The organism is Cupriavidus sp. CER-90 (assembly GCF_057652055.1).
This window is the reverse complement of record NZ_JBYGYM010000001.1, coordinates 1,902,880-1,924,472: the sequence shown is the minus strand read 5'-3', so window position 1 is coordinate 1,924,472 and position 21,593 is coordinate 1,902,880. Positions and strand designations below refer to the sequence as shown.

Here is a 21,593-nt window from a genome sequence, read left to right as displayed (position 1 = left end):
GCGGCGCCTACATCAGGCGCGCGATCGCCTCCGCCCGGATCGACTCCGCCTTGGCCTTCAGGCGCAGTGCCACGTCGGCGCCGCGCTCGTTGGCCACGCGTTCGATAAAGGCGGAACGCAGCACGTCGTTCAGCGTGGCCACGTGCGAGGCCTCGCAGAACATCTTCCATGCCATCGGCTGACCGCTGTATTCGTCGCGGCGGCTCAGCATGGCGGCATCGATGGCGGCGACGATGGCGGCATCGCGCACGATCACGGCATTGGGGTGGGCGGCAACGGTCTGGAACATGATGGTCTCCCGGTCGGCAAGTCTGGCGCTGCGTTTCAAATCGTGTTGTCCGGTCAGGATCTGCAAACGACATGCCAATCTTGCGGGGCCGGCGCGGTTTCCATACCCGCGTTTCAATCGGCGCCCCGCCAGGCCGCGCCGCACGGGCGTTCCTGGAATCGTTACCCCACTTCAGACGGGCGTTTGCGGCCCCTGGCCACGGCCGCCGGCGGACGTTCCACAAACAAAAAAGGCGTTACGGGTTACGTAACGCCTTGCTCGTTTCGGGTAACAGCCATCATGCACGCGCGCCGTCGAGGTACGGATCGAAGGTGCGGGCCGGGGCAGCGGAGACCCCCACGTTATCCAGGCCGGCGACGAAGCGCGCGCCGTCGGTGTACGGGTCGGCATTGCGGGCGCCGTCCAGGTACGGGTCGGCGGTGCGTCCGGGGGCTGCCGAAACGCCTGCCTTGTCCAGACCGGCTACCGTGCGGGCGCCGTCGGTGAACGTATCGGGCTTGCCGACGCGGGCGCCGTCGGTGAAGACGTCGTGCGTGCGGAATTCATACCCGTACTTGTCGGCCGAAACCGTCGTGCGGAACGTGTAGCCATACTTGTCTGCCGATACCGTTTCTGCCTGAGCGGCGCCAAGGGCGGCCAGCGACAGAACCAGGGTCGATGCGATCTTGAGGGCGGTGGTCTTGGTCATGATTTCTCTCCGTAAAGGATTTTGCAGATTTATTCAGTTTGTATGAATGGTCCCGGTGCGCGATGCCGTCGTGGCTTTCTGCCTGCGTTGCGTTGCGCGCCGTCCATGAACAGAACTATAGGCCTGCGGCTTCCGCCAAAAGTGATGCATTCGCGGACAAGTTATTCAGTTTTTTTGAATTCAGGAAACCTGCCATCGAGCGCCGCCGGGCCGACGCGCGGCCGGCGGCCTGCTGCGATGCGCTACAGTGACGCGCATGCTGGCCATCTGACGGCGACCCTTTCCGCCCGCGTCCCTTACATGCACAGCTCGCGCCCCCTTTTGACCGCCCTGACCCGGGCCATGGCCTGGTTCCGCGCCCTTCTGCTGATGCTGCTTCTGAGCAGCCCAGCCTTCGGCGCCGGTTCGCCGCTGCTCAATGCCATCAAGGCCCCCGCCGACAAGCCCGCGTCGGCGCCGGCCGCCAGCGCGGCGCTGGCCAGGTCGCTCGACGAGGTCATCGACACGCTGCAGAACGATGCCGAACGGCGCGCACTGGTCACGCAGCTGCAGACCTTGCGCCAGGGCCTGGATGCCTCTGCCCCGGCCGCGGCCGCCAGCGCCCCGGCTCCCGGACTGATTGGCGCGGTGGCGCAAGCGTTGCAGGACATCGACAGCACCCCGCACCGCGATCGTGGCCCCTGGCAATACTGGCGCTGGCGTTTCCGCTTTGCCGGCGAGGAAATGCGCGAGGCGATCACGATCGGCCATACGCGGGCGGCCCTGGAATCGTGGCGCGAATTCGGCATCGTGCTGGCTGGCTGGGCGCTGACGGGCTGGCTGCTGTTCGAGCTGTCGCGCCGGCTGCACCGCAACAGGCTGCGTCCGGCACGCCCCACCCAGTTGCCGGTCGTGCCATCGTGGGTCGATGTCGGCATCTATTTCCTGCGCCGGATCGGGCCATGGATCGTGGCCTTCGCGCTGACGGTGCTGCTGGCCTACAAGGTCTTCGGCCGGACGCCCGCCAGCATGGGGGCGGTGCTGGTGGCCTATGCCATCGTGGCCGGCGCGCTGATGTCGGCGGTCTGCCAGGTCATCTTCGCGCTGTTCCAGTCGGGCCACCGCTCCCACGCCGTGCGCGACCTGCTCAGGCATTCGCCGATCTTGCTGTTCGTCACGGGCGCCCTGGCCGCGCTGGGCGAAGCCAACACCGACGCCCGGGTCATTGCCGCGCTGGGCGTGAACCTGTCCGCGCTGGTTAGCACCTTCGCCAATATCCTGGCTGCCGTGCTGATTGGTGTCTTCACGCTGCGGTTTCGCCGGGCCATCGGGCAACTGATCGCGTTCCGCCCGTTTGCATTCCGCCAGGACCATCCGGCCCTGATGGAGTTGTTGCGCATGGCCGGCCAGGCGTGGTACCTGCCCATGCTGGCGGTGGTGGCGGCGTCGGTCATTGGCACCATCATGGCCACCGGACGTGCCGACGAATTCCTGCGCCGGGCCGTGATCACGGTGGCGCTGTTCGTCGGCGCCATGCTGCTCACGCTGGTGGCGGGCCGGTCGCCCAAGGCGTCGGTACGGGCGCCGCGGCTGCGCGACCGCCGGCGCTCGGCCTACCTGCGGCGCTTTGGCCGCTTCGGGGTGGCGCTGGTGCGCGTGATCATCTGGCTGGCATTCCTGGAGCTCAATGCGCGCATCTGGGGGACGTCGCTGATGATGCTGGCCGACTCCACCGTGCTGGGGCGCCATATCACGCGGTCCGTGCTCAGCGTGATCGGCGTGGTGCTGCTGGCCTGGCTGGTCTGGCTGCTGATCGATACGGCAATCACCCAGTCGCTGTCTCCCACCAACAATCGCGCCGCCCAGCCCAGCCTGCGCGCGAAGACCATCCTGCCGCTCGTGCGTAACGCGTCTTTCGTGGCCCTGCTGGTGGTCGCGATGATTGCGGTGCTGGCCAACCTGGGCGTCAACGTCACGCCGCTGCTGGCCGGTGCCGGCGTGGTGGGCCTGGCCATCGGCTTTGGCGCCCAAAGTCTGGTGCAGGATCTGATCACCGGGCTCTTTATCGTCATTGAGGATTCGATCGCCATTGGCGATTCCATCGAGCTGCCCGACCACGCCGGGGTTGTGGAAGGCATGACGATCCGCACGCTGCGGCTGCGTGATGGCAAGGGTGCGCTACATACGCTGCCTTATAGCCAGATCAAGGCAGTCAAGAACCTGTCGCGCGACTACGCGTTCGCGGTATTCAGCGTTTCCATCGCCTACCAGAGCGACTTCGACCGCGCGCTGGAGATCATTCGCGAGACCGGCGCCGAGGTGGCCCGTGACCACCGCTACTCCCGCAACCTGTTGTCCGGCCTGGATATCCTGGGCCTGGACCGCTTCGATCCGAACGGCCAGGTGGTGCTTGCGCAATTCAAGACGCGCCCGCTGACCCAGGCCGAAATCTCGCGCGCCTTCAACGTGCGCCTCAAGCGCAACTTCGACGCCGAGGGCATTCGCATGGCCGCGCCCTACGTGACCGTGCAGGTCGACGGCGGCGGCAACGGCGCCACCGGCAAAGCGGCCTTGACGGCCGCAGCGGGCGCAGGCGCTGAATTAGTCACCTCCGCCAAAGGCAAAGCCTGAGTTGCGCGCCCCAAATGTGAAGACCCGGGCGCCTTGACAGGACGTTGTCGCATTTGCGCCATGGCGGCGCGCGAACTTCGCCGTGAATCGTTTGAAATACGCGTGTCACCGCATTACTATCTCGCGAACTTCAGCAATCCGCCGCGGCCACTGCCGCGTGCCCGGATGCCGGAAACGCAGGCGTGGCGCCGGAAAACGGCAAGCACACCCCTCCCTTGGCGGGATATTCCGGCACCGTGTTTTTGCAGGATCATCGCCGTACACATTGCCGAGTTCACGCGCTCCCAGTCAATCCGGCCCGGCACTGTGATGACATACAAAAGAATGACCGCGCCTCGACGCAGCGGTCTTGAGGAAAAAGGCGTTTGCCACCGGGGAAAAAAGAAATGGGCGAACACTTGTCTGCCGACGACGTCTTCTATCGTCTGGTCGATTGCATCTATGAATCTGCCATGGACGTGGCGGCCATGCCCGCGGCGCTCGACCTGTTTTCCGACTACACCTGTTCCGCCAGCCCTAGCTACCTGATATGGGACAAGCTTGCCGGCAAGGCGCGTCTGGGGGTCACCCCACACGGCTGCTTTACCAGCACCAGCACCATGCCCGAAAGCATGCGGGCGCTGCCGTCGCATGCCGCGTTGGCGGGCGCGAGCGCCGACGCCGGCATGCTGCCGGGCCCGGATGCGGAAGGCCCGACGCCGTTCGATTGCAACGGCCTGGCCAATGGCATCCGCCTCTTCGACACGCACGATGTCTGCGTCTGGATGAGCGCAACCCCCGGCTGCGACAGCTGCCGTGCGGTCGATTGCAACCAGCGCGTGGCGCAGGTCATGCCGCACTGGGCACGGGCGGCCCGCATGCAGCACCGCAATTTCGAGCTGAGCGGGCTGGCGTCGATGGGGCTCGCGGGGCTGGACACGCTGGATTTCGGCGTGATGGTGCTGCAGGCCGACATGCGGGTGCGCTACGCCAACAGTTGGGCCGAGGCCCTGGTGCAGGCGGATTCCAACCTGGCGCTCGACAACGGCGTGCTGAGCGCGCATCCCGAATCGCTGCAATCGGTACTGACCAGGCTGCTTGACGGCGCCGTGCACGGCGGCCGCCATGGCGATGCCGCGGCGGGCTCGTGGATGCATATCACCTCGGGCGGCCAGCCCGTGCCGATCATCGTCATGCCGCTGGTGTCGCGCCAGCCGGTCGAAGGCCCGTGGCAGCTGCCGATGGCCATGATGCTGCTGGGCAACTCCGAATCGCGCTCGGTGCTGGACGCCGGCGTGCTGACGTCGCTGTTCGGCCTGTCGCGCAAGGAGAGCATCATCGCCATCCGCCTGGCGGCCGGCGAAACGCTCAACGAGATTGCCGAACGCGAATTCCTGTCACCGCACACGGTGCGCGTACACATCCGCGATACGCTGCGCAAGACCGGCACGCACCGCCAGTCGGAACTGGTGCGCTTGCTGCACCTGCTGCCTGGCGTGGACCTGGAGCGCGCGGGCGCCTGCTCGCCGGCCCGGCCGCGTGGCCAGGCTCGGTCCCGATAACCTTTTCCCGGATAGTCCCCGCCCTTCCGGCGGGGACCCAGCCATGAGCGCTAGGCTGCCTTGCGATGCTGCTGGTGGCGGCGCTCCGGCTTGCACTCGTACTTGAGCTCGCGCCGGCCGTCCTCGTAGACCACTTCCAGCCGCACCGTAAAGCCCCATAGCCGTGTGACGTGGCGGATCACCTCGTCGAAGTTCTGCGCCAGCGGACGGCGATCCTGCTGCAGATGGCGCAGCGTCAGAGAGCGGTCGCCGCCGATATCGACATTGGTCACCTGGATATTCGGCTCCATGTTCGACAGGTCGTACTGGGTCGCCAGCAGCCGGCGGATCTCGCGATAGCCTTCGTCGTCGTGGATGGCCGTCACGCGCAGCTTGCCCTCGCGGTCGTCGTCCAGCACCGAAAACAGCTTCAGCTCGCGAATCACGCGCGGCGACAGGAACTGCAGCAAGAAGCTCTCGTCCTTGAAGTTGCGCATCGCAAAGTCGAGCGTCTGGCGCCAGTCGCTGCCGGCAATCTCGGGCGCCCAGCGGCGGTCTTCCTCCGTCGGGTTCTCGCACATGCGTCGCAGGTCCTGGAACATCAGGAACCCCACCGTGTACGGATTCAGGCCGCTGTAGTACGGGCTGTGGTACGGCGGCTGGTAGATGACGTTGGTATGCGCCTGGAGCAGTTCGAGCATGAACGCATCGTTGACCAGCTTTTCCTCGTACAGCTGGTTGATGATGGTGTAGTGCCAGAACGTGGCCCAGCCTTCGTTCATGACCTTGGTCTGCCGCTGCGGATAGAAATACTGGGCGACCTTGCGCACGATGCGCACGATCTCGCGCTGCCACGGCTGCAGCTTCGGCGCGTTCTTCTCGATGAAGTAGAGCAGGTTCTCCTGCGGCTCCGGCGGGAAGGTAACCTCGAACTCGGCAGCCTCCTCTTCCTCTCGCAGGGCGTGGGGCCGGTGCTTGGGCAGCGTACGCCACAGGTCGTTGACCTGCATCTGCAGATAGTTTTCGCGTTCCGTCTGCCGCGCCTGCTCTTCGGTGATCGACAGCTTCTTGGGCCGCTTGTAGCGGTCCACTCCGTAGTTCTGCAGCGCGTGGCAGGAATCGAGCAGCATTTCGACTTCCTGCTCGCCGTATCGCTGCTCGCACTCGGCCACGTAGTTCTTGGCAAACAGCAGGTAGTCGATGATCGCGTCCGCGTTGGTCCAGGTGCGGAACAGGTAGTTGCCCTTGAAGAACGAGTTATGGCCATAGCAGGCGTGCGCGATGGTCAGCGCCTGCATCGGCATCGTGTTCTCTTCCATCAGGTACGCGATGCAAGGATTGGAATTGATCACGATCTCGTAGGCCAGCCCCATGTAGCCGCGCTGGTAGCCGCGTTCGGACGCCAGGAAGTGCTTGCCGTACGACCAGTGGCTGTAGCCGACCGGCAGCCCCGCCGATGCATAGGCGTCAAGCATCTGCTCGGCCGTGATGATCTCGATCTGGTTGGGATAGGTGTCCAGCCCGAACTCGCCGGCGATGCGGGCGATTTCGCGGTCATAACGCTGAATCAGCTCGAAGGTCCACTCCGAGCCCGTAGAAAGATAGGCCATAGACTTCCCCAGTGACATGCCGGCCCGCGCCGCGCGCAGCGCCGGTTTGCTGCCGAATGCCCTGCTATCTGGCGGCCGGCCAGGCCGCGCGTTTCTGGAACAGGTCGTGCAACACGGGGTAGATCTCGTCCGCACCGATGATGCGCTGCATCGCAAAGTGCTCGAACTGGTTCTTTACCGTGAGGTACTCTTCCCAGAGATTCTGCGGCTCTTCCGAAGCCACCTCCACATATGCGTAGTACTGCACCAGCGGCAGGATCGACTCGCGCAGCAGGCGGCCGCACAGTTCGGAATCGCCTGCCCAGTTGTCGCCATCCGACGCCTGGGCGCAATAGATGTTCCACTGGCTGGGCGGATAGCGGTCATGAATCACATCCACCATCAGCTTCAGCGCGCTCGAAACCACGGTACCACCGGATTCCCGGGAATGGAAGAAATCCTCCTCCTCCACCTCCTTGGCCACCGTGTGATGGCGGATGAACACCACGTCGATGCGCTCGTAGTTCCGCTTCAGGAACAGGTACAGCAGCATGAAAAAGCGTTTGGCCAGGTCCTTGCGGCTTTCGTCCATCGAGCCCGACACGTCCATCAGGCAGAACATCACCGCCTGCGCCTGGGGCCGCTTCTTGAGCACGCGGTTGTTGTAGCGCAGGTCGAGCTTTTCGATGAACGGCACGCGGTCCACCTGGGCACGCAGGTGGCGCATCTTCTCCATCAGCGCCTCGGCCTGTTCGGAGTATGGCCCTTCCTTCTCGAGCACCTCGTTGTACTCGATCTCCAGTTCGTGCAACCGCTTCATGTAGGGGCTGGACAGCGCAATGCGCCGCCCGAGCGAACTGCGCATGGTGCGCAGGATCGACAGGTTCGATGGCGTGCCGTCGATCGAGAAGCCGGCGCGCACCTTGCGCACCTCGGCAATCTTGGCAAGGTGGCGCTTGGCCAGGTCTGGCAGCGCCATGTCCTCGAAGAAGAAATTGAGAAAGTCCTCGCGCGACAGCGTGAAGACGAAATCGTCCTCGCCTTCGCCGCTGTCGCTGGCACGCGACCCCGTGCCGCCACTGCCCTGCTGCTGGCGGTCGAAGCTGTCACCCCGGACGAACTTCTTGTTGCCGGGATGAATCCACTCCCGCTTGCCGCCCTGGCCGTGGTGGAAGATCGGCTCGGAGATGTCCTTGACCGGAATGGACACCTGCCCGCTCTGCTCGATGTCCATGATCTTCCGGCCGGACACCGCCTTCGCCACCGCCTGCCGGATCTGCTCGCGGTAACGCTTGATGAAGCGTTGCTTGTTGACGGCGCTCTTGTTGCCGCCGTTCTCGCGCCGATCGATGACCGTACCCATATGCCGTCTGTCCGCCGTGGTAAGAGACGCCAGGAAAAGCGCGCCGTGGATAAAGACCGCGTCCGGAACCGGTTACGATGATTTCCTGACGCGCAGATACCACTCCACCAAAAGCCGAACCTGCTTGGGTGTATAGCCTTTCTCAACCATGCGGTTGATGAAGTTCTCGTGCTTTTCCTGATCCTCGCGCGACGACTTGGCATTGAACGAGATGACGGGCAGCAGGTCTTCCGTGGTGGAGAACATGCGCTTTTCGATCACCATCCGCAGCTTCTCGTAGCTGGTCCAGACCGGGTTCTTGCCTCCGTTGTTGGCACGGGCCCGCAGCACGAAGTTGACGATCTCGTTGCGGAAGTCCTTCGGGTTCGAGATACCGGCCGGCTTTTCCACCTTCTCCAGTTCGTCGTTCAGCGCATTGCGGTCCAGGATCTCGCCGGTATTCGGATCGCGATACTCCTGGTCCTGGATCCACAGGTCCGCAAACACCACGTAACGGTCGAAGATGTTCTGGCCGTATTCGGAATACGACTCCAGGTACGCGGTCTGGATCTCCTTGCCGATAAACTCCACGTACGGGGTGGTCAGGTACTCCTTGATGTACGACATCAACTTGGCTTCCTGCTCCGGCGGGAACTGCTCGCGTTCGATCTGCTGTTCGAGCACGTACAGCAGATGCACCGGATTGGCCGCCACCTCGGTATTGTCGAAGTTGAATACCTTCGACAGCACCTTGAACGCGAAGCGGGTGGACAAGCCGTTCATGCCTTCGTCGATGCCGGCGTAGTCGCGATACTCCTGATACGACTTTGCCTTCGGATCCACGTCCTTGAGGCTTTCGCCGTCATAGACGCGCATCTTCGAGAAGACGTTCGAGTTCTCCGGCTCCTTGATCCGCGTGAGCACGGCGAACTGCGCCATCATCTTCAGCGTGTTGGGCGCGTTGGGCGCCGCCGACAGCGAACTGCTGCGCAGCAGCTTGTCGTAGATCTTCACCTCGTCGGACACGCGCAGGCAGTAGGGCACCTTGACGATATAGATCCGGTCAAGGAAAGCCTCGTTGTTCTTGTCGGCCTTGAACGTCTGCCACTCGGCCTCGTTCGAGTGCGCGAGGATGACGCCATCGAACGGAATCGCGCCAAAGCCTTCCGTGCCCTTGTAGTTGCCTTCCTGCGTGGCGGTCAGCAGCGGGTGCAGCACCTTGATCGGCGCCTTGAACATTTCCACGAACTCGAGCAGGCCGCGATTGGCCAGGCACAGGCCGCCGGAATACGAATAGGCATCCGGATCGTCCTGCGGGAAGTCTTCGAGCTTGCGGATGTCGACCTTGCCCACCAGCGACGAAATGTCCTGGTTGTTCTCGTCGCCCGGCTCCGTCTTCGAGATGGCAATCTGCGCCAGCACCGACGGGCGCAGCTTCACCACACGGAACTTGGTGATGTCCCCGTTGAACTCGTGCAGCCGCTTGACGGCCCATGGCGACGGAATGGTATTCAGGTAGCGCACCGGAATGCCATAGTCTTCCTCCATGATCTTGCCGTCCTCTTCTGGCGAGAAGAGCCCGAGCGGCGATTCATGGATGGGCGAACCCTTGAGCGCGTAGATCGGAATCTCTTCCATCAGCGCCTTGAGCTTCTCGGCCAGCGACGACTTGCCGCCTCCGGGAGGCCCAAGCAGGTACAGGATCTGTTTGCGCTCTTCCAGGCCCTGCGCCGCGTGCTTGAAGAAGGAGACGATCTGTTCGATCGTGTCTTCCATCCCGTAGAAGTCGCGGAACGCCGGGTAGACCCGGATAACCTTGTTGAAAAACAGTCGGGACAGGCGCGGATCGTGGTGGGTATCCACCAGTTCAGGCTGTCCGATAGCGGCGAGCATGCGTTCGGCGGCAGTCGCGTAGGCAGAAGGATCCTTCTTGCAGATCTCCAGGTATTCCTGGATGCTGTATTCCTCTTCCTTGCGAGCTTCGAAGCGCGTGGCGTAGTGGCCAAAAATGTCCATACCTCACTCCCGTCAGAGTCCCACGTCCGAGGCGAAGGTAGTTCTACTCCCTTAAGACTTCGCGGCAACTTTGCTTTCCGCCACCCCGGCTTGGTGGAGTTGCCAAGTTGCGAAGTCTTTACTTCATCATAGTCAAATAACGGTGAACGTGAATCCCGAGTTGACTTCAGTTGCCTGTCGGTTCAGTCGCTCCGATGCACGCTCATGCCATGCACGCATTGCGACTGCACACTCGTTTCATCACCCCGCCGCGACGGGCCATCGACCATGCTTGTGACACACATTACACCTTTCGAGTGCGTCCTGCACAGCGTGTTGTGTAACGACAAATCAAATCCAGAAACATCTGACAGGCGCTGTCGGCAATGGTCCTACACCCACGTCGCGGCTGTGGATGGATGACCTTTCCGCCCGTCTCGTCCAAATGCACGATATGCACCGCTTTTCGCATATCGACCTGCGCAATACCCGCTTCATGGTGCCGTGCATTGGCCCACGCCGCTCACTGCTGACGGGTGTCTTCCTCAAGCTTCCTGTGCCATATGCCCCTGAGCGCGTCGTGGCTACCCGTGCGTCATTCGCTGCGACCACGCGTCGCACCCATCAGCACTGTCCGACCGGGAGTGCCAGTTGGCAGACGCGCATGCACCGATTTAGCGTTGGAGCCCGGCCCGCATCGCACAGTCCGAGTGCGTGAGGCCCCCATGAACGGGGGATGAGCAGAATGCGTGCCACGCGCGGGCGAATTGCTGCACCGCAGCGCGTGGCGAAGAGGGCGGCGACGTCGAGAGACGTCCTGCGGAAGGCCGACAGCAGGGGGGCGGATCAGATCGGGTCCCAGTTGATGACGTCGGGTGACCGATCCAGCTTGAAGAAGCTCGAACGCATTGCCGGCATGGCGATCTCGGCGACGGTCTCAGGGGTCCAGCCCTCGCTGGTATGCACCGAGCGCACCGGCCGCGGCTGGCTCATCAGCATGATCTCGTTGGCGCGTACGGCAAAGATCTGGCCATTGACCTCGCCGGCCGCATCGCTGGCCAGGAACACCGCCACCGGGGCGATCTTGCCGGCCTCCATCTTCTGCAGGCGCTGCACGCGGGCCTTTTCCTCGGGGGTCTCGGCCGGGATCGAGCTGGTCATGCGGCTCCAGGCAAACGGGGCGATGCAGTTCGAACGCACATTGAAGCGCGCCATGTCCAGCGCAATGGATTTGGACAGCGCGGCAATGCCAAGCTTGGCGGCCGAGTAGTTGGCCTGGCCCAGGTTGCCGATCAGGCCCGACGTCGACGTCATGTGGACGAAGGCGCCGCTTTCCTGATCCTTGAAATAGTTGGCCGCGGCGCGGCTCACGAAGAACGTGCCGTGCAGATGCACGTCGATCACCGAGCGCCATTCCTCCTCGTTCATCTTGAAGAACATGCGGTCGCGCAGGTTGCCGGCGTTGTTGACCACGGCGTCGATGCGGCCGAAATTGTCGAGCGCGCACTGGACGATGGCGTTGGCGCCCGCCCACAAGGACACGCTGTCGGTATTGGCCACGGCCTCGCCGCCGGCCGCGCGGATTTCCTCCACCACGCGCTGCGCCGGCCCGGCATCGCCGCCTTCCCCGCTCATCGACACACCCAGGTCGTTCGCCACCACGCGCGCACCGGCCGCGGCCATGCCCAGCGCGATGCCCCGGCCGATGCCGCCACCTGCGCCCGTCACCACCACGACCTTGCCTGCCATCATTCCACTCATCTTCGACTCCTTGCGTGCGAGATTGCCGGGTTCCGGAACGTCACCCGTTCTATTGCCAACGCGGATACGATAAATTGTCGGCGGAGTTTCTGGAATTCACGAATGACAAAAGTGGGCTTCACGCTCGCTGAACCCATGCACTACGACCTGACCGACCTGCGCCTCTTCCTCAACGTCGGCGAAACCGAGAACCTGACCCGCGCTGCAGAACGCAGCTTCCTGTCGCTGCCGGCCGCCAGCTCGCGCATCAAGCAACTGGAAGAGGCCTTCCAGACCCAGCTGCTGATCCGCCAGGTCAAGGGCGTGCGCCTGACGCCGGCCGGCGACGAACTGCTGCGCCACGCCCGCGAGGTGTTCCGCCAGCTGGAATGCCTGCATGCGGACCTGCGGCCCTACGCCAAGGGCGTCAAGGGCCGCGTACGGCTGCTGGCCAACACCACGGCCACCAATTCTTTCCTGGCCAATGGCCTGTCGCACTTCCTGTCCGAGAACCCCGATGTCGACGTCGAACTGGAGGAACACCTGTCCGCCGATATCGTCTCGGCGGTCGGCAACGGCGCGGCGGACCTGGGCATCGTGGCGGGGGAAGTCGCCACGGCCGACCTGGACACCATGCAGCTCTGCAGCGACGAGCTGATCGTGATCGCCCCGGTCAACCATCCGCTGCCGGCCTTCAAGGCGCTGCATTTCGCCGATCTGCTCGACACGTGCCGCTTTGTGGGGCTGAACCAGTCGTCGGCCATCCAGACCTTCCTGGACCGTATTGCCAGCGGCATGGGCAAGCGCATCAGCCTGCGCATCCAGGTGGGCAGTTTCGATGCGGTGTGCCGCATGGTCGAGGCCGGCGCGGGTATCGCCATCGTGCCCAACAGCTGCGCACGGCGCTACGCCAGTCGCAAGGTGCTGCGCTTTATCCGGCTGGAAGACGACTGGGCCCGGCGCGAACTGCGCCTGGTGCGCCGGCCCGGCCGCGAGCTGCCGCAGTTCGCGGAAACCCTGATCCGCTATCTGGCCGACGCGGCGCGAGAGCCGGTGTAGGCGGTTTTTGTGGGGGCCCCTCCTCGGGACGGCTTAATCCGCGCGCACGCCCGCTGCCTTGATGATCGGCGACCATTTGTCGATTTCCGACGCCAGCCAGCTATGCAGGCCTTCCGGCGTCTGCTTGTCCGCCGGCACGATCACCGCGCCCAGATCCTTCATGCGGGCCACCACGGCCGGGTCCTTGAGCGCCGTGCGCAGCGCGCCATTGAGCTTGTCGATCACGGCCGGCGGGGTGTTCTTCGGCGCATAGACGCCATGCCAGACCTTGACTTCGAAGCCCTTCAGCCCGCCCTCGCGCAGCGTGGGCGTATCGGGCAGCGCCGGAATGCGTTCGGCCGTGGTTACGCCGTACAGCTTGACCTTGCCCGACTTGATATGGGGCAGCGTCTGCGTGGTCTGGTCGCAGAGGATGTCCACCTGGCCACCCAGCAGCGCGGTCAGCGCCGGTGCCGTGCCCTGGTACGGAATCGTCTGCAGGTCCACGCCGATCGCCTTCTGGAACAGCATGCCGCACAGCTGCGACACGGCGCCCAGGCCCGCGTTGGCCAGATTCACCTTGCTCTGGTTCTGCTTGATGTAGCTGACCAGCTCCGGCAGCGTATTGGCCGGCAGGTCGTGCCGGCCCAGCAGCGTCATCGGCACATCGGCCACCTGCCCCACGAACGAGAAATCGGTCAGGGGCTTGTACGGCAGCTTCGAGTACAGCGCCGGGGCCGTGGCCATGCCGTTGTGGTGGATCAGGATCGTATAGCCATCCGGTGCGGACTTGGCCACGTAGGCGGCCGATACCGTGCCGCCGGCGCCAAGCCGGTTTTCCACCACCACGCTCTGGCCCAGTGATTTCGACATGGCCGCCGCCACCGAGCGCGCCACCACATCGGTCGGCCCGCCCGCCGCGAACGGCACGACCATCGTGATCGGCCGCGACGGATAGGCGTCCGCCGCCCGTGCGATGCCTGGCGCCGCAACGGCCGCGGCGGCTACCGCCAGTGCGGCCCAGGTCACGGATGCTGAAAGTTGCCGGTAGAACGTCATTCACTGTCTCCTGTCTGGTCTGCGCGTATGGCACGCGTCTGGTTGTTCTGGAATCGTGAGCCGCAGGGTGCAAGCAATGGGCGCGGCACACAATTCCGATTTGCCGAAGGGAGGACACGGCCCCGGAAAAGCCACGGGATTACCCTGAGCCGGTCCCTGCCCCCATCCCTAAGCCGGACAGAAGCCGCGCTTCAGCAAATGCGAATGTTGCTGCCACGGCAGCTCGGGAATAATGGCCCCACCCCCGACATAGACCGGACATTGCCATGCATGCTGCACAGGACCAAGACCAGATTTACCCCGAAATCCGCGAGGCCGTACGCGACCTCTGCCAGCAGTTCGACTCCGCGTACTGGCAGCGCATCGAGGAACACAACGGCTTTCCGGAGGAATTCGTCCAGGCGCTGACCCAGGCGGGCTGGCTGTCCGCGTTGATCCCCGAGGCCTATGGCGGCTCGGGCCTGCCGCTGACCGCCGCGTCGGTCATCATGGAAGAGATCAACCGCAACGGCGGCAATTCGGGCGCCTGCCACGGCCAGATGTATGTGATGGGCTGCCTGCTCCGCCACGGCTCCGACGCGCAGAAGCAACGCTGGCTGCCCGGCATCGCCTCGGGCGAACTGCGCATGCAGTCGATGGCCGTGACCGAGCCCACCACCGGTACCGACACCACCAAGCTCAAGACCACCGCCGTGCGCCGCGGCGACAAGTACGTGATCAACGGCCAGAAGGTGTGGATCTCGCGCGTGCAGCACTCCGACCTGATGCTGCTGCTGGCCCGCACCACGCCGCTGGACCAGGTGAAAAAGAAGTCCGAAGGCCTGTCGGTGTTCGTGGTGGACCTGCGCGAGGCCATCGGCAACGGCCTGACCGTCCAGCCGATCCGCAACATGGTCAACCACGAGACCAACGAGCTGTTCTTCGACAACCTGGAAATCCCCGCGGGGAACCTGATCGGCGAGGAAGGCCGCGGCCTCAAGTACATCCTCGACGGCCTGAATGCCGAGCGCATCCTGATTGCCGCCGAATGCATCGGCGACGGCTACTGGTTCGTCGAACGCGCCAGCGGCTATGCACGCGAGCGCATCGTGTTCGACCGGCCCATCGGCCAGAACCAGGGCGTGCAGTTCCCGATCGCGCGCGCCTACGTCAACGTGGAAGCGGCCAGCCTGATGCGCTACAAGGCGGCGCAGCTGTTCGACGCCGGCAAGCCGTGCGGCAAGGAAGCCAACATGGCCAAGCTGCTGGCGGCCGACGCGTCGTGGGAGGCCGCCAACGTGTGCCTGCAGACGCACGGCGGCTTCGGCTTCGCCGCCGAATACGACATCGAGCGCAAGTTCCGCGAAACGCGCCTGTACCAGGTGGCGCCGATCTCCACGAACCTGATCCTGTCCTACGTGGCCGAGCACGTGCTCGAACTGCCGCGTTCGTTCTGACCGCCCGACGCCAACGCCGAACATGCCCAACGACACCTATCCGACGCGCCAGCTCTGCGAGTTCCTGGCGCAACTGAAGCTCTCCGACGTGCCCGCTCCGGTGGTCGAACGGACCAAGGACCTGTTTCTCGACTGGATCGCTTCCGCCATCGCCGGCAAGGACGCGCCGGCCATCCGCCGCATCCAGGAATTCGCCGCGGCCATGGGGCCGCAGTCGGGCGATGCGGAGGTCTTTGTCGACCGCCGCCGCACGTCGCCCTACTTCGCCACGCTGATCAACGGCGCGTCGTCGCACGTGGTGGAGCAGGATGACGTCCACAACGGCTCGGTGCTGCACCCGGCCGCCGTGGTCTTCCCGGCCGTGGTGGCCGCCGCGCAGGCCGAGGGCAAGACCGGCGCCGAGGTGCTGCTGGCATCGATCGCCGGCTACGAGGCGGGCATCCGCATCGGCGAATTCATGGGCCGCTCGCACTACCGGGTGTTCCACACCACCGGCACGGTTGGCACGCTGGCCGCCGCCGCCGGCGTTGCCAAGCTGTACGGGCTGGACGCCGAAGGCATCAACCAGGCGCTGGGCTCCGCCGGCACGCAGGCCGCCGGGCTGTGGGAATTCCTGCGCGATGCGGCGGACTCCAAGCAACTGCATACCGCCAAGGCCGCCGCCGATGGCCTGCAGTCGGCGTGGCTGGCCCGCGCGGGCTTTACCGGCGCAAAGCAGATTCTGGAAGGCGCGCAGGGCATGGCGGCCGGCATGTCGAGCGACGCCAACCCCGCCGCGCTGACCGACGGGCTCGGCACGCGCTGGGCCACGGCCGAGACGTCGTTCAAGTTCTTTGCCTCGTGCCGCCACACGCACCCGGCGGCCGATGCGCTGAAGGCATTGATGCAGCGCGAAGGCCTGCAGGCCGAACAGATCGACGCCGTGACCGCGCACGTGCACCAGGGCGCCATCGACGTGCTGGGCCCGGTGGTCAATCCGGTGACGATCCATCAGGCCAAGTTCTCGATGGGCACCGTGCTGGGCCTGGTGGCCGTGCACACGCATGCCGGCCTGGGCGAGTTCGAGCAGCACGCGCTGCAGGACCCGCGCATCGCGGCGTTCTGCAACAAGGTGACGATGGCGCTGGACGACGAGATCAACGCGGCCTACCCGCGCCAGTGGATCGGCCGGGTGACGGTGCGCACCACCGACGGCCGCGCGCTGGAGGCTAGGGTCGATGTGCCCAAGGGCGATCCGGACAATACGCTGTCGCGCCCCGAACTCGAAGCCAAGGCCGTCCAGCTGGGCGCGTTCCGCCACGGGGCCAGCGAGGCCGAAATGCGCACCATCATCGACCGTGTCTGGCGCCTGGACCAGCAGGCCAACGTCAACGACTGGCTGCCCGCCAGCCGCTAACCGCCCACTGACTACCCCTTGCCATGACCACCCTTACGCTCGAACAACTGCGCGAATGGATCGGCCGTTCGGAGTCGCGCACCGAGACCCTGGCGGCCGAGCCGGTCCACGCGCTCGCGGCCACCTTCGATCTCGATGGCCCAGCCATCGCCAGCCAGCCGCTGCCGCCGCTGTGGCACTGGCTGTACTTCCTGCCCCGCGCGCCGCAGCACACGCTCGGGCAGGATGGCCATCCCACGTTGGGCGGATTCCTGCCGCCCGTGCCGTTGCCGCGCCGCATGTGGGCCGGCAGCGAGCTGTCCTTCCACCGTGGCCTGCGGGTCGGTGAGACGGTCACCCGTACGTCGACCATCACCGACGTGCAGCACAAGGCCGGCCGCACCGGCGAACTGTATTTCGTGTCCGTCGATCACGTCTTCACGGTTGGCGGCGAAACCGCGCTGACCGAGCGGCACGACATCGTCTACCGTGCCATGCCACCGAAGGGGCAGCCCCAGCTGCCGCGCCCGGCACTGGCGCAGACCGCGCAGTTCGGCCGCACGCTGCAGGCCGACCCCACGCTGCTGTTCCGCTTCTCGGCGCTGACGTTCAACGCCCACCGCATCCACTACGACCTGGACTACGTGCGCGACGTGGAAGGCTATCCCGGCCTGATCGTGCATGGCCCGCTGCAGGCCATGCTGATGCTGGAACTGCTGCGCCACGAGCGTCCCGACGCGCGCGTGACGCGCTTCGGCTTCCGCGGCCTGGCGCCGTTGTTCCACCAGGACACCGTGGCCGTGGGCGGTGCCGACGATGCCGGCACGCCGGGCCGCGTGCTGCTGTGGACCGGCGACAACGCCGGCGGGCAGGCCATGTCGGGCTGGGCCGAGACCGAAAGCCGCGCTTAGTGATTGATCGGATTGAGAGTCATCATTAGCTGCAGCGGCGGGTTGTCGGTGTCCCGGCTGCCGAACGTGTAGATGCGATCGCCGTTGCCGCGCAGGCAGAACGCGATGGTGTCCTTGCCTTCCGCAATGGCTTCGTTGATGGCCTTGCTGACCTTGAACGTGCGGTACTGGATCACGTTGTCCAGGTACATGTCCGCCATGGTGCCCTCGCAGGGCGGCGCATTGTTGGCCGTGATGGTGTCTTCCGTCCAGTCCGTCGACACGCGGTACAGGCGGATGATGGCGGCCGTCTTGTCGGTCGTGTTGCCGCCGTAGATCCGCAGCTGATAGTCGGGCGTGAAGCGTGACGGCACGTTGGCCGCACCCTGCGGGATGCGGAACTTCATGTAGATCATCGACTCCGGCGTGGTGCCGCTGGCCCGCTGGGCGTACAGCGACAGGTCGTTCCCATAGTTCTTGTCCGCCGTGTCGCCGCCGCGTACCGTCGCATCGCCAAGCGCTTCGCTGTACGCGTAGGGCACCTGCTTGTTGCAGAGCCGGCCCGCGTTCAGGCAATAGTCGGCCATGTAGCGCAGCGATTCGTCGCGCCATCCGTTGAAGAAGTCGGCGTGCGCGGTGTAGAGCGTGCCCCAGTTCTGCGCCACCACCCTGCCAAACGCGTCCAGCGTGGGATCCATCGACAACCGGGCCTCGGTCAGGTCGGTCACCTGCCCGATCATGTAGGCCAGGTTGAAGTTCACCTCCGGGATGTGGAGCGGATGGGTCACCGGGCAGACGCCCTGGTTGTCCGGATACACCACGTTTTCGATCACGCCCTTGATGGGCGCCAGGTTCCGGCCGTCCCAGCACGTCGGGAAATTCACGCCGATATTGAACTGGGTGCCTTTCTCGGGATCGGGCACGCAGTCGGTGGGAATCGTGTTGGTATAGCCGCGTCCGTTACACAGGAAGGAGATCCGCGGATTGGGCAGCGCGCCGTTGTGGTCGCCGGCCAGCATCCGTAATCCCGCCGGCAGCGGCTCCACGCGCACGCGGCGCCCCGACGGCACCGCCACGTTCGAGTAGTAGGTCTTCTGGTACGTGGGCGGCACGATTCTGCCATCGGGCAACTTCAGGGCAGGCGCCCAGTACGCCGTGGTGTCGGCCGCGTTCTCGCAGGTCGTGCCATGTTCGGCGCGCAGCGTCTCCGGCGTCGACAAGGCGTTGGCCGTCGTGTTGCCGAGGAAGTCGTGGGTCATGGCGATACCGGGCTTGCCCGGGTAGACGATCGGGTCGTCCGCCAGCGTGTGCGAATAATCACAGATGACCGTGGCATCGGCGTTGGCCACCGTTTGCGCGGAGACGCCGCCCGCCATCGCCAGGCCGCAGCACAGCGCGGCCCACTGCATTCCCGATTTCTTCATGATGTGCCCCCTTGGACGAAGTACGCAGGGTCATGCTGCTGCGCGGCCATCCACGGGGCAATGGAACATCATGGAACATCATGGGTCAGCCCCGGCCCATGCCGGGGCCGGGCCGGGGGTGACGGGCCCTCTTAGATCACCAGTTCGATCAGGAACGGTCCCTTGCGCTGGTTGGCGTGCTGGAACAGGTCGTTGAACGCGTCCATGCTGTCGGCGCGTGCCGCTTCGACGCCCATGCCGTTGGCCATCTTGACCCAGTCGAGGTCCGGATTGCCGATATCCAGCATGTCCATCGCCGTCTTGCCCGGGTTGGCGCCCACGCCAGCCAGTTCGCCCAGCAGGATGGCGTACTTGCGGTTGGCCAGCAGCACGACGGTCACATCGAGCTTTTCGCGCGCCATGGTCCACAGCGATTGCAGCGTGTACATGCCCGAGCCATCGGCCTGCAGCGCCACCACGCGGCGATCCGGCGCGGCGATGGCGGCGCCCGTGGCCAGCGGCAGGCCGGCACCGATCGCGCCACCGGTCAGTTGCAGCCAGTCATGCGGCGCGGCGTGGACGGTGCCCGGATAGAACGCACGGCCGAAGCTCACGCTTTCTTCCACCACCACGGACTGCTCGGGCAGCAGCGCGGTCAGCGACTGGGCCACCGCTTCGGACGTGATCGCGCCCTTTGCGGCCGCCACTGGCATCGCGGCCGACGCAGGCAGCTGTGCCTGGCGCGCACCGAGTTCGTCGGCCAGGCGCGCCAGGGCCTCGCCCAGGTCTTCCTCGGCGCGGGCCAGCACATGGATCGTCGCGTCTTCCGGATACGGGCGCGGCGACTTGCCGGGATAGGCGAAGAACGTGACCGGAGGCGGCGCACCCACCAGGATCACGTTGCGGATGCCGGCCAGCTTCTGGCGCGCGGCGTCGCCCGAGTACGGAATCCGGTCGACGGCCAGCCGGCCGCGACCGCGCGTCACGCGCGCGTTCGACATCGGCGTGATCAGGCGGGCATCGGTGGCAGCGGCGATGCGGTGGGCGTCGGCCAGCGCACCTTCGCGCAGCGCGCTGCCGGCCAGCACGATCAGCGTCGGCTGCCCGCTGCGCAGGATGCGCGCTGCATGCTGCACGGCGTCGGGCGACACCTTCGGCACGGCCAGCGGGGGCAGCGGCGCGGCCACCTGGCCGCCCTCATCCCAGCACACGTCGGACGGCAGGATCAGGCTGGCCACGCCACCGGGCGCGCTGCGCGCGGCCTGCACGGCCGCCGCGGCATCGGCACCCACCGACGCGGCATGCGTGGCGGTGCGCGTCCACACCGATACGGGCCGTGCCCAGCCTTCGGTATCGGCGGTCAGCGGCGCATCGAGCGGGCGATGGTAAGTGGCCTGGTCCCCAATGATGTTGACGATCGGCGTCTGTGCGCGGCGGGCGTTGTGCAGGTTCGCCAGGCCGTTGGCCAGGCCGGGACCGCAATGCAGCAGCGTGGCGGCGGGCTTGTCGGCCATCCGCGCGTAGCCGTCGGCGGCGCCAGTCACCACGCCCTCGAACAGGCCCAGCACGCAGCGCATGCCCGGGATGCGGTCCAGGGCGGCCACGAAATGCATCTCGCTCGTGCCGGGGTTGGCAAAGCAGGTATCCACGCCGCAGGCCAGCAGCGTCTTCACCAGGCTCTCTGCGCCGTTCATCTTGTCTTGTGTCTCCATCTTGGGTTCCATGCGGTTGGCGGTGGTCAGCAACGATTGGCGAGCAGGTCGAAATCCAGGCAGACGTACTCGGTGGGAAATTCGATACGCGCGTAATAGACGATCACATCGTCGACGCAGGCAAAGCGGCGCAGTTCGGCCACGGGCGCGCCGACGGCCAGCTCCAGCGCCCCGGCGCATTCCGCGCCAGCCGGCACGATGGACAGGCGCTGCCGGGCGGCATTGACCTTGAGGCCGGGAAAGCGGTCGAGCACGGGCACCGACGCGCCCTGGCGGAACGCCTCGGGCTCGCGCGCAAACACATCGGCGGCGATATAGACCTCGCCCACGGCGAACGGCCGGCCTTCCAGGCGATGCGCGCGGCGCAGGAAATGGTAGGCGTCGGCGCGCCGGGCGTCGCAAGGCATGCCGAGATCGTCGGGCAGGTGCACATCGGCGGTGGATTCCACCATGGCCTCGGTGGATAGCTGGTCACCCACCGCCACCGCCTGGTCCCAGCTGATCGGCAGCGCCAGCGGGCGGCGCGCACGGCCGGCCGTCTTGACGAAGGTGCCGCGGCCGCGCGAGCGCGCCACGAGCCCTTCAGCATCGAGCTGGGAAATGGCGTGATGCATTGTCATGCGCGCCACGCCGTACTGGCGGCACAGGGCATCGAGCGATGGCAACTGCTCGCCCTGACGCCACGCGCCGCTCTCGATCTGGCGGCGGAATATCGTGGCGAGCTGCAGGTAGACGGGCTCGCGGCTGCGGGAAAGAAGGTCGGTGGCGTCCGGCATCGGGGTACATGGCGCGGCCGGCCGGCGCATGACTGCACCGGCGCTTCCGGCCGATACCGGACTCTATTAAAAGTCTAGCTGGCTAGACTACTAGGGTTTACGCCCGCCGGTTCTGCCATGCGGGCCGCCGC

The 21,593-nt window shown here is 65.5% G+C and carries 16 protein-coding genes; 6 read left to right on the top strand and 10 right to left on the bottom strand.

The window, feature by feature from the left end; genetic code table 11:
- Nucleotides 1–7: 7 nt before the first annotated feature.
- On the bottom strand, nt 8–289 hold the full coding sequence (locus AC24R4_RS08560) for a DUF7696 family protein (RefSeq protein WP_092597303.1): 282 nt from the start codon (nt 287–289) through the stop codon (nt 8–10).
- Between the two features lie 277 nt (nt 290–566).
- Nucleotides 567–977 (bottom strand): hypothetical protein, encoded by a 411-nt coding sequence (locus tag AC24R4_RS08555; protein ID WP_400393055.1) that lies wholly within the window; start codon nt 975–977, stop codon nt 567–569.
- 300 nt (nt 978–1,277) lie between these two features.
- On the opposite strand from AC24R4_RS08555, the gene AC24R4_RS08550 reads away from it, so the two are divergent.
- A complete protein-coding gene (locus AC24R4_RS08550) occupies nt 1,278–3,587 on the top strand; it encodes a mechanosensitive ion channel family protein (protein WP_487522738.1) in 2,310 nt (769 codons plus the stop codon).
- Between the two features lie 386 nt (nt 3,588–3,973).
- Nucleotides 3,974–5,128 carry a helix-turn-helix transcriptional regulator gene (locus tag AC24R4_RS08545; protein WP_487522737.1) on the top strand — a complete coding sequence of 385 codons (1,155 nt, stop codon included), beginning with the start codon at nt 3,974–3,976 and terminating at the stop codon, nt 5,126–5,128.
- A gap of 50 nt (nt 5,129–5,178) precedes the next feature.
- Here AC24R4_RS08545 and AC24R4_RS08540 read toward each other — a convergent pair whose 3' ends face one another.
- The 4 genes from AC24R4_RS08540 to AC24R4_RS08525 form a co-directional block, all read right to left on the bottom strand.
- Entirely contained in the window at nt 5,179–6,717 is a 1,539-nt protein-coding gene (locus AC24R4_RS08540) for a SpoVR family protein (protein ID WP_400394711.1), read from the bottom strand.
- Between the two features lie 64 nt (nt 6,718–6,781).
- Nucleotides 6,782–8,059, bottom strand: coding sequence for a YeaH/YhbH family protein (locus AC24R4_RS08535; protein ID WP_400394709.1), 1,278 nt, complete (start codon nt 8,057–8,059; stop codon nt 6,782–6,784).
- Nucleotides 8,060–8,131: 72 nt separating this feature from the next.
- Nucleotides 8,132–10,054, bottom strand: a complete 1,923-nt coding sequence (locus tag AC24R4_RS08530) for a PrkA family serine protein kinase (protein WP_153947107.1) — start codon at nt 10,052–10,054, stop codon at nt 8,132–8,134.
- An 825-nt stretch (nt 10,055–10,879) separates the two neighbouring features.
- Nucleotides 10,880–11,794 (bottom strand): SDR family NAD(P)-dependent oxidoreductase, encoded by a 915-nt coding sequence (locus tag AC24R4_RS08525; protein ID WP_400394481.1) that lies wholly within the window; start codon nt 11,792–11,794, stop codon nt 10,880–10,882.
- Nucleotides 11,795–11,929: 135 nt separating this feature from the next.
- Here AC24R4_RS08525 and AC24R4_RS08520 point away from each other — a divergent pair, with 135 nt between their 5' ends.
- Entirely contained in the window at nt 11,930–12,832 is a 903-nt protein-coding gene (locus AC24R4_RS08520) for a LysR family transcriptional regulator (RefSeq protein ID WP_400394490.1), read from the top strand.
- Nucleotides 12,833–12,865: 33 nt separating this feature from the next.
- Here the strand turns inward: AC24R4_RS08520 and AC24R4_RS08515 are convergent, their stop codons facing one another.
- On the bottom strand, nt 12,866–13,870 hold the full coding sequence (locus AC24R4_RS08515) for a tripartite tricarboxylate transporter substrate-binding protein (protein ID WP_400394483.1): 1,005 nt from the start codon (nt 13,868–13,870) through the stop codon (nt 12,866–12,868).
- A gap of 266 nt (nt 13,871–14,136) precedes the next feature.
- Between AC24R4_RS08515 and AC24R4_RS08510 the strand changes: the two genes are divergently transcribed.
- The 3 genes from AC24R4_RS08510 to AC24R4_RS08500 are packed head-to-tail and all read left to right on the top strand — an operon-like array spanning nt 14,137 to nt 17,592.
- The gene (locus AC24R4_RS08510; protein WP_400394484.1) at nt 14,137–15,306 is read left to right on the top strand and encodes an acyl-CoA dehydrogenase family protein; all 1,170 of its coding nucleotides are present in this window, start codon (nt 14,137–14,139) and stop codon (nt 15,304–15,306) included.
- Nucleotides 15,307–15,328: 22 nt separating this feature from the next.
- Nucleotides 15,329–16,702, top strand: coding sequence for an MmgE/PrpD family protein (locus tag AC24R4_RS08505; RefSeq protein ID WP_400394486.1), 1,374 nt, complete (start codon nt 15,329–15,331; stop codon nt 16,700–16,702).
- Nucleotides 16,703–16,725: 23 nt separating this feature from the next.
- The gene (locus tag AC24R4_RS08500; RefSeq protein WP_487522736.1) at nt 16,726–17,592 is read left to right on the top strand and encodes an HTD2 family dehydratase; all 867 of its coding nucleotides are present in this window, start codon (nt 16,726–16,728) and stop codon (nt 17,590–17,592) included.
- On the opposite strand, the gene AC24R4_RS08495 is transcribed toward AC24R4_RS08500, so the two are convergent.
- The 3 genes from AC24R4_RS08495 to AC24R4_RS08485 form a co-directional block, all read right to left on the bottom strand.
- Nucleotides 17,589–18,995 carry a DUF1996 domain-containing protein gene (locus AC24R4_RS08495; RefSeq protein ID WP_487522735.1) on the bottom strand — a complete coding sequence of 469 codons (1,407 nt, stop codon included), beginning with the start codon at nt 18,993–18,995 and terminating at the stop codon, nt 17,589–17,591. The two genes, AC24R4_RS08500 and AC24R4_RS08495, sit on opposite strands and share 4 nt — an antisense overlap.
- 131 nt (nt 18,996–19,126) lie before the next feature.
- The gene (locus tag AC24R4_RS08490; RefSeq protein WP_400396044.1) at nt 19,127–20,668 is read right to left on the bottom strand and encodes an acetolactate synthase large subunit; all 1,542 of its coding nucleotides are present in this window, start codon (nt 20,666–20,668) and stop codon (nt 19,127–19,129) included.
- 44 nt (nt 20,669–20,712) lie between these two features.
- Nucleotides 20,713–21,462, bottom strand: coding sequence for a GntR family transcriptional regulator (locus tag AC24R4_RS08485; RefSeq protein ID WP_400396040.1), 750 nt, complete (start codon nt 21,460–21,462; stop codon nt 20,713–20,715).
- Nucleotides 21,463–21,593: the final 131 nt, after the last annotated feature.

Coding starts and splice junctions, on each gene's coding strand:
- AC24R4_RS08560 (WP_092597303.1), bottom strand. CDS start 289: ATGTTCCAGACCGTTGCCGCCCACCCCAATGCCGTGATCGTGCGCGAT.
- AC24R4_RS08555 (WP_400393055.1), bottom strand. CDS start 977: ATGACCAAGACCACCGCCCTCAAGATCGCATCGACCCTGGTTCTGTCG.
- AC24R4_RS08550 (WP_487522738.1), top strand. CDS start 1,278: ATGCACAGCTCGCGCCCCCTTTTGACCGCCCTGACCCGGGCCATGGCC.
- AC24R4_RS08545 (WP_487522737.1), top strand. CDS start 3,974: ATGGGCGAACACTTGTCTGCCGACGACGTCTTCTATCGTCTGGTCGAT.
- AC24R4_RS08540 (WP_400394711.1), bottom strand. CDS start 6,717: ATGGCCTATCTTTCTACGGGCTCGGAGTGGACCTTCGAGCTGATTCAG.
- AC24R4_RS08535 (WP_400394709.1), bottom strand. CDS start 8,059: ATGGGTACGGTCATCGATCGGCGCGAGAACGGCGGCAACAAGAGCGCC.
- AC24R4_RS08530 (WP_153947107.1), bottom strand. CDS start 10,054: ATGGACATTTTTGGCCACTACGCCACGCGCTTCGAAGCTCGCAAGGAA.
- AC24R4_RS08525 (WP_400394481.1), bottom strand. CDS start 11,794: ATGAGTGGAATGATGGCAGGCAAGGTCGTGGTGGTGACGGGCGCAGGT.
- AC24R4_RS08520 (WP_400394490.1), top strand. CDS start 11,930: ATGCACTACGACCTGACCGACCTGCGCCTCTTCCTCAACGTCGGCGAA.
- AC24R4_RS08515 (WP_400394483.1), bottom strand. CDS start 13,870: ATGACGTTCTACCGGCAACTTTCAGCATCCGTGACCTGGGCCGCACTG.
- AC24R4_RS08510 (WP_400394484.1), top strand. CDS start 14,137: ATGCATGCTGCACAGGACCAAGACCAGATTTACCCCGAAATCCGCGAG.
- AC24R4_RS08505 (WP_400394486.1), top strand. CDS start 15,329: ATGCCCAACGACACCTATCCGACGCGCCAGCTCTGCGAGTTCCTGGCG.
- AC24R4_RS08500 (WP_487522736.1), top strand. CDS start 16,726: ATGACCACCCTTACGCTCGAACAACTGCGCGAATGGATCGGCCGTTCG.
- AC24R4_RS08495 (WP_487522735.1), bottom strand. CDS start 18,995: ATGAAGAAATCGGGAATGCAGTGGGCCGCGCTGTGCTGCGGCCTGGCG.
- AC24R4_RS08490 (WP_400396044.1), bottom strand. CDS start 20,668: ATGAACGGCGCAGAGAGCCTGGTGAAGACGCTGCTGGCCTGCGGCGTG.
- AC24R4_RS08485 (WP_400396040.1), bottom strand. CDS start 21,462: ATGCCGGACGCCACCGACCTTCTTTCCCGCAGCCGCGAGCCCGTCTAC.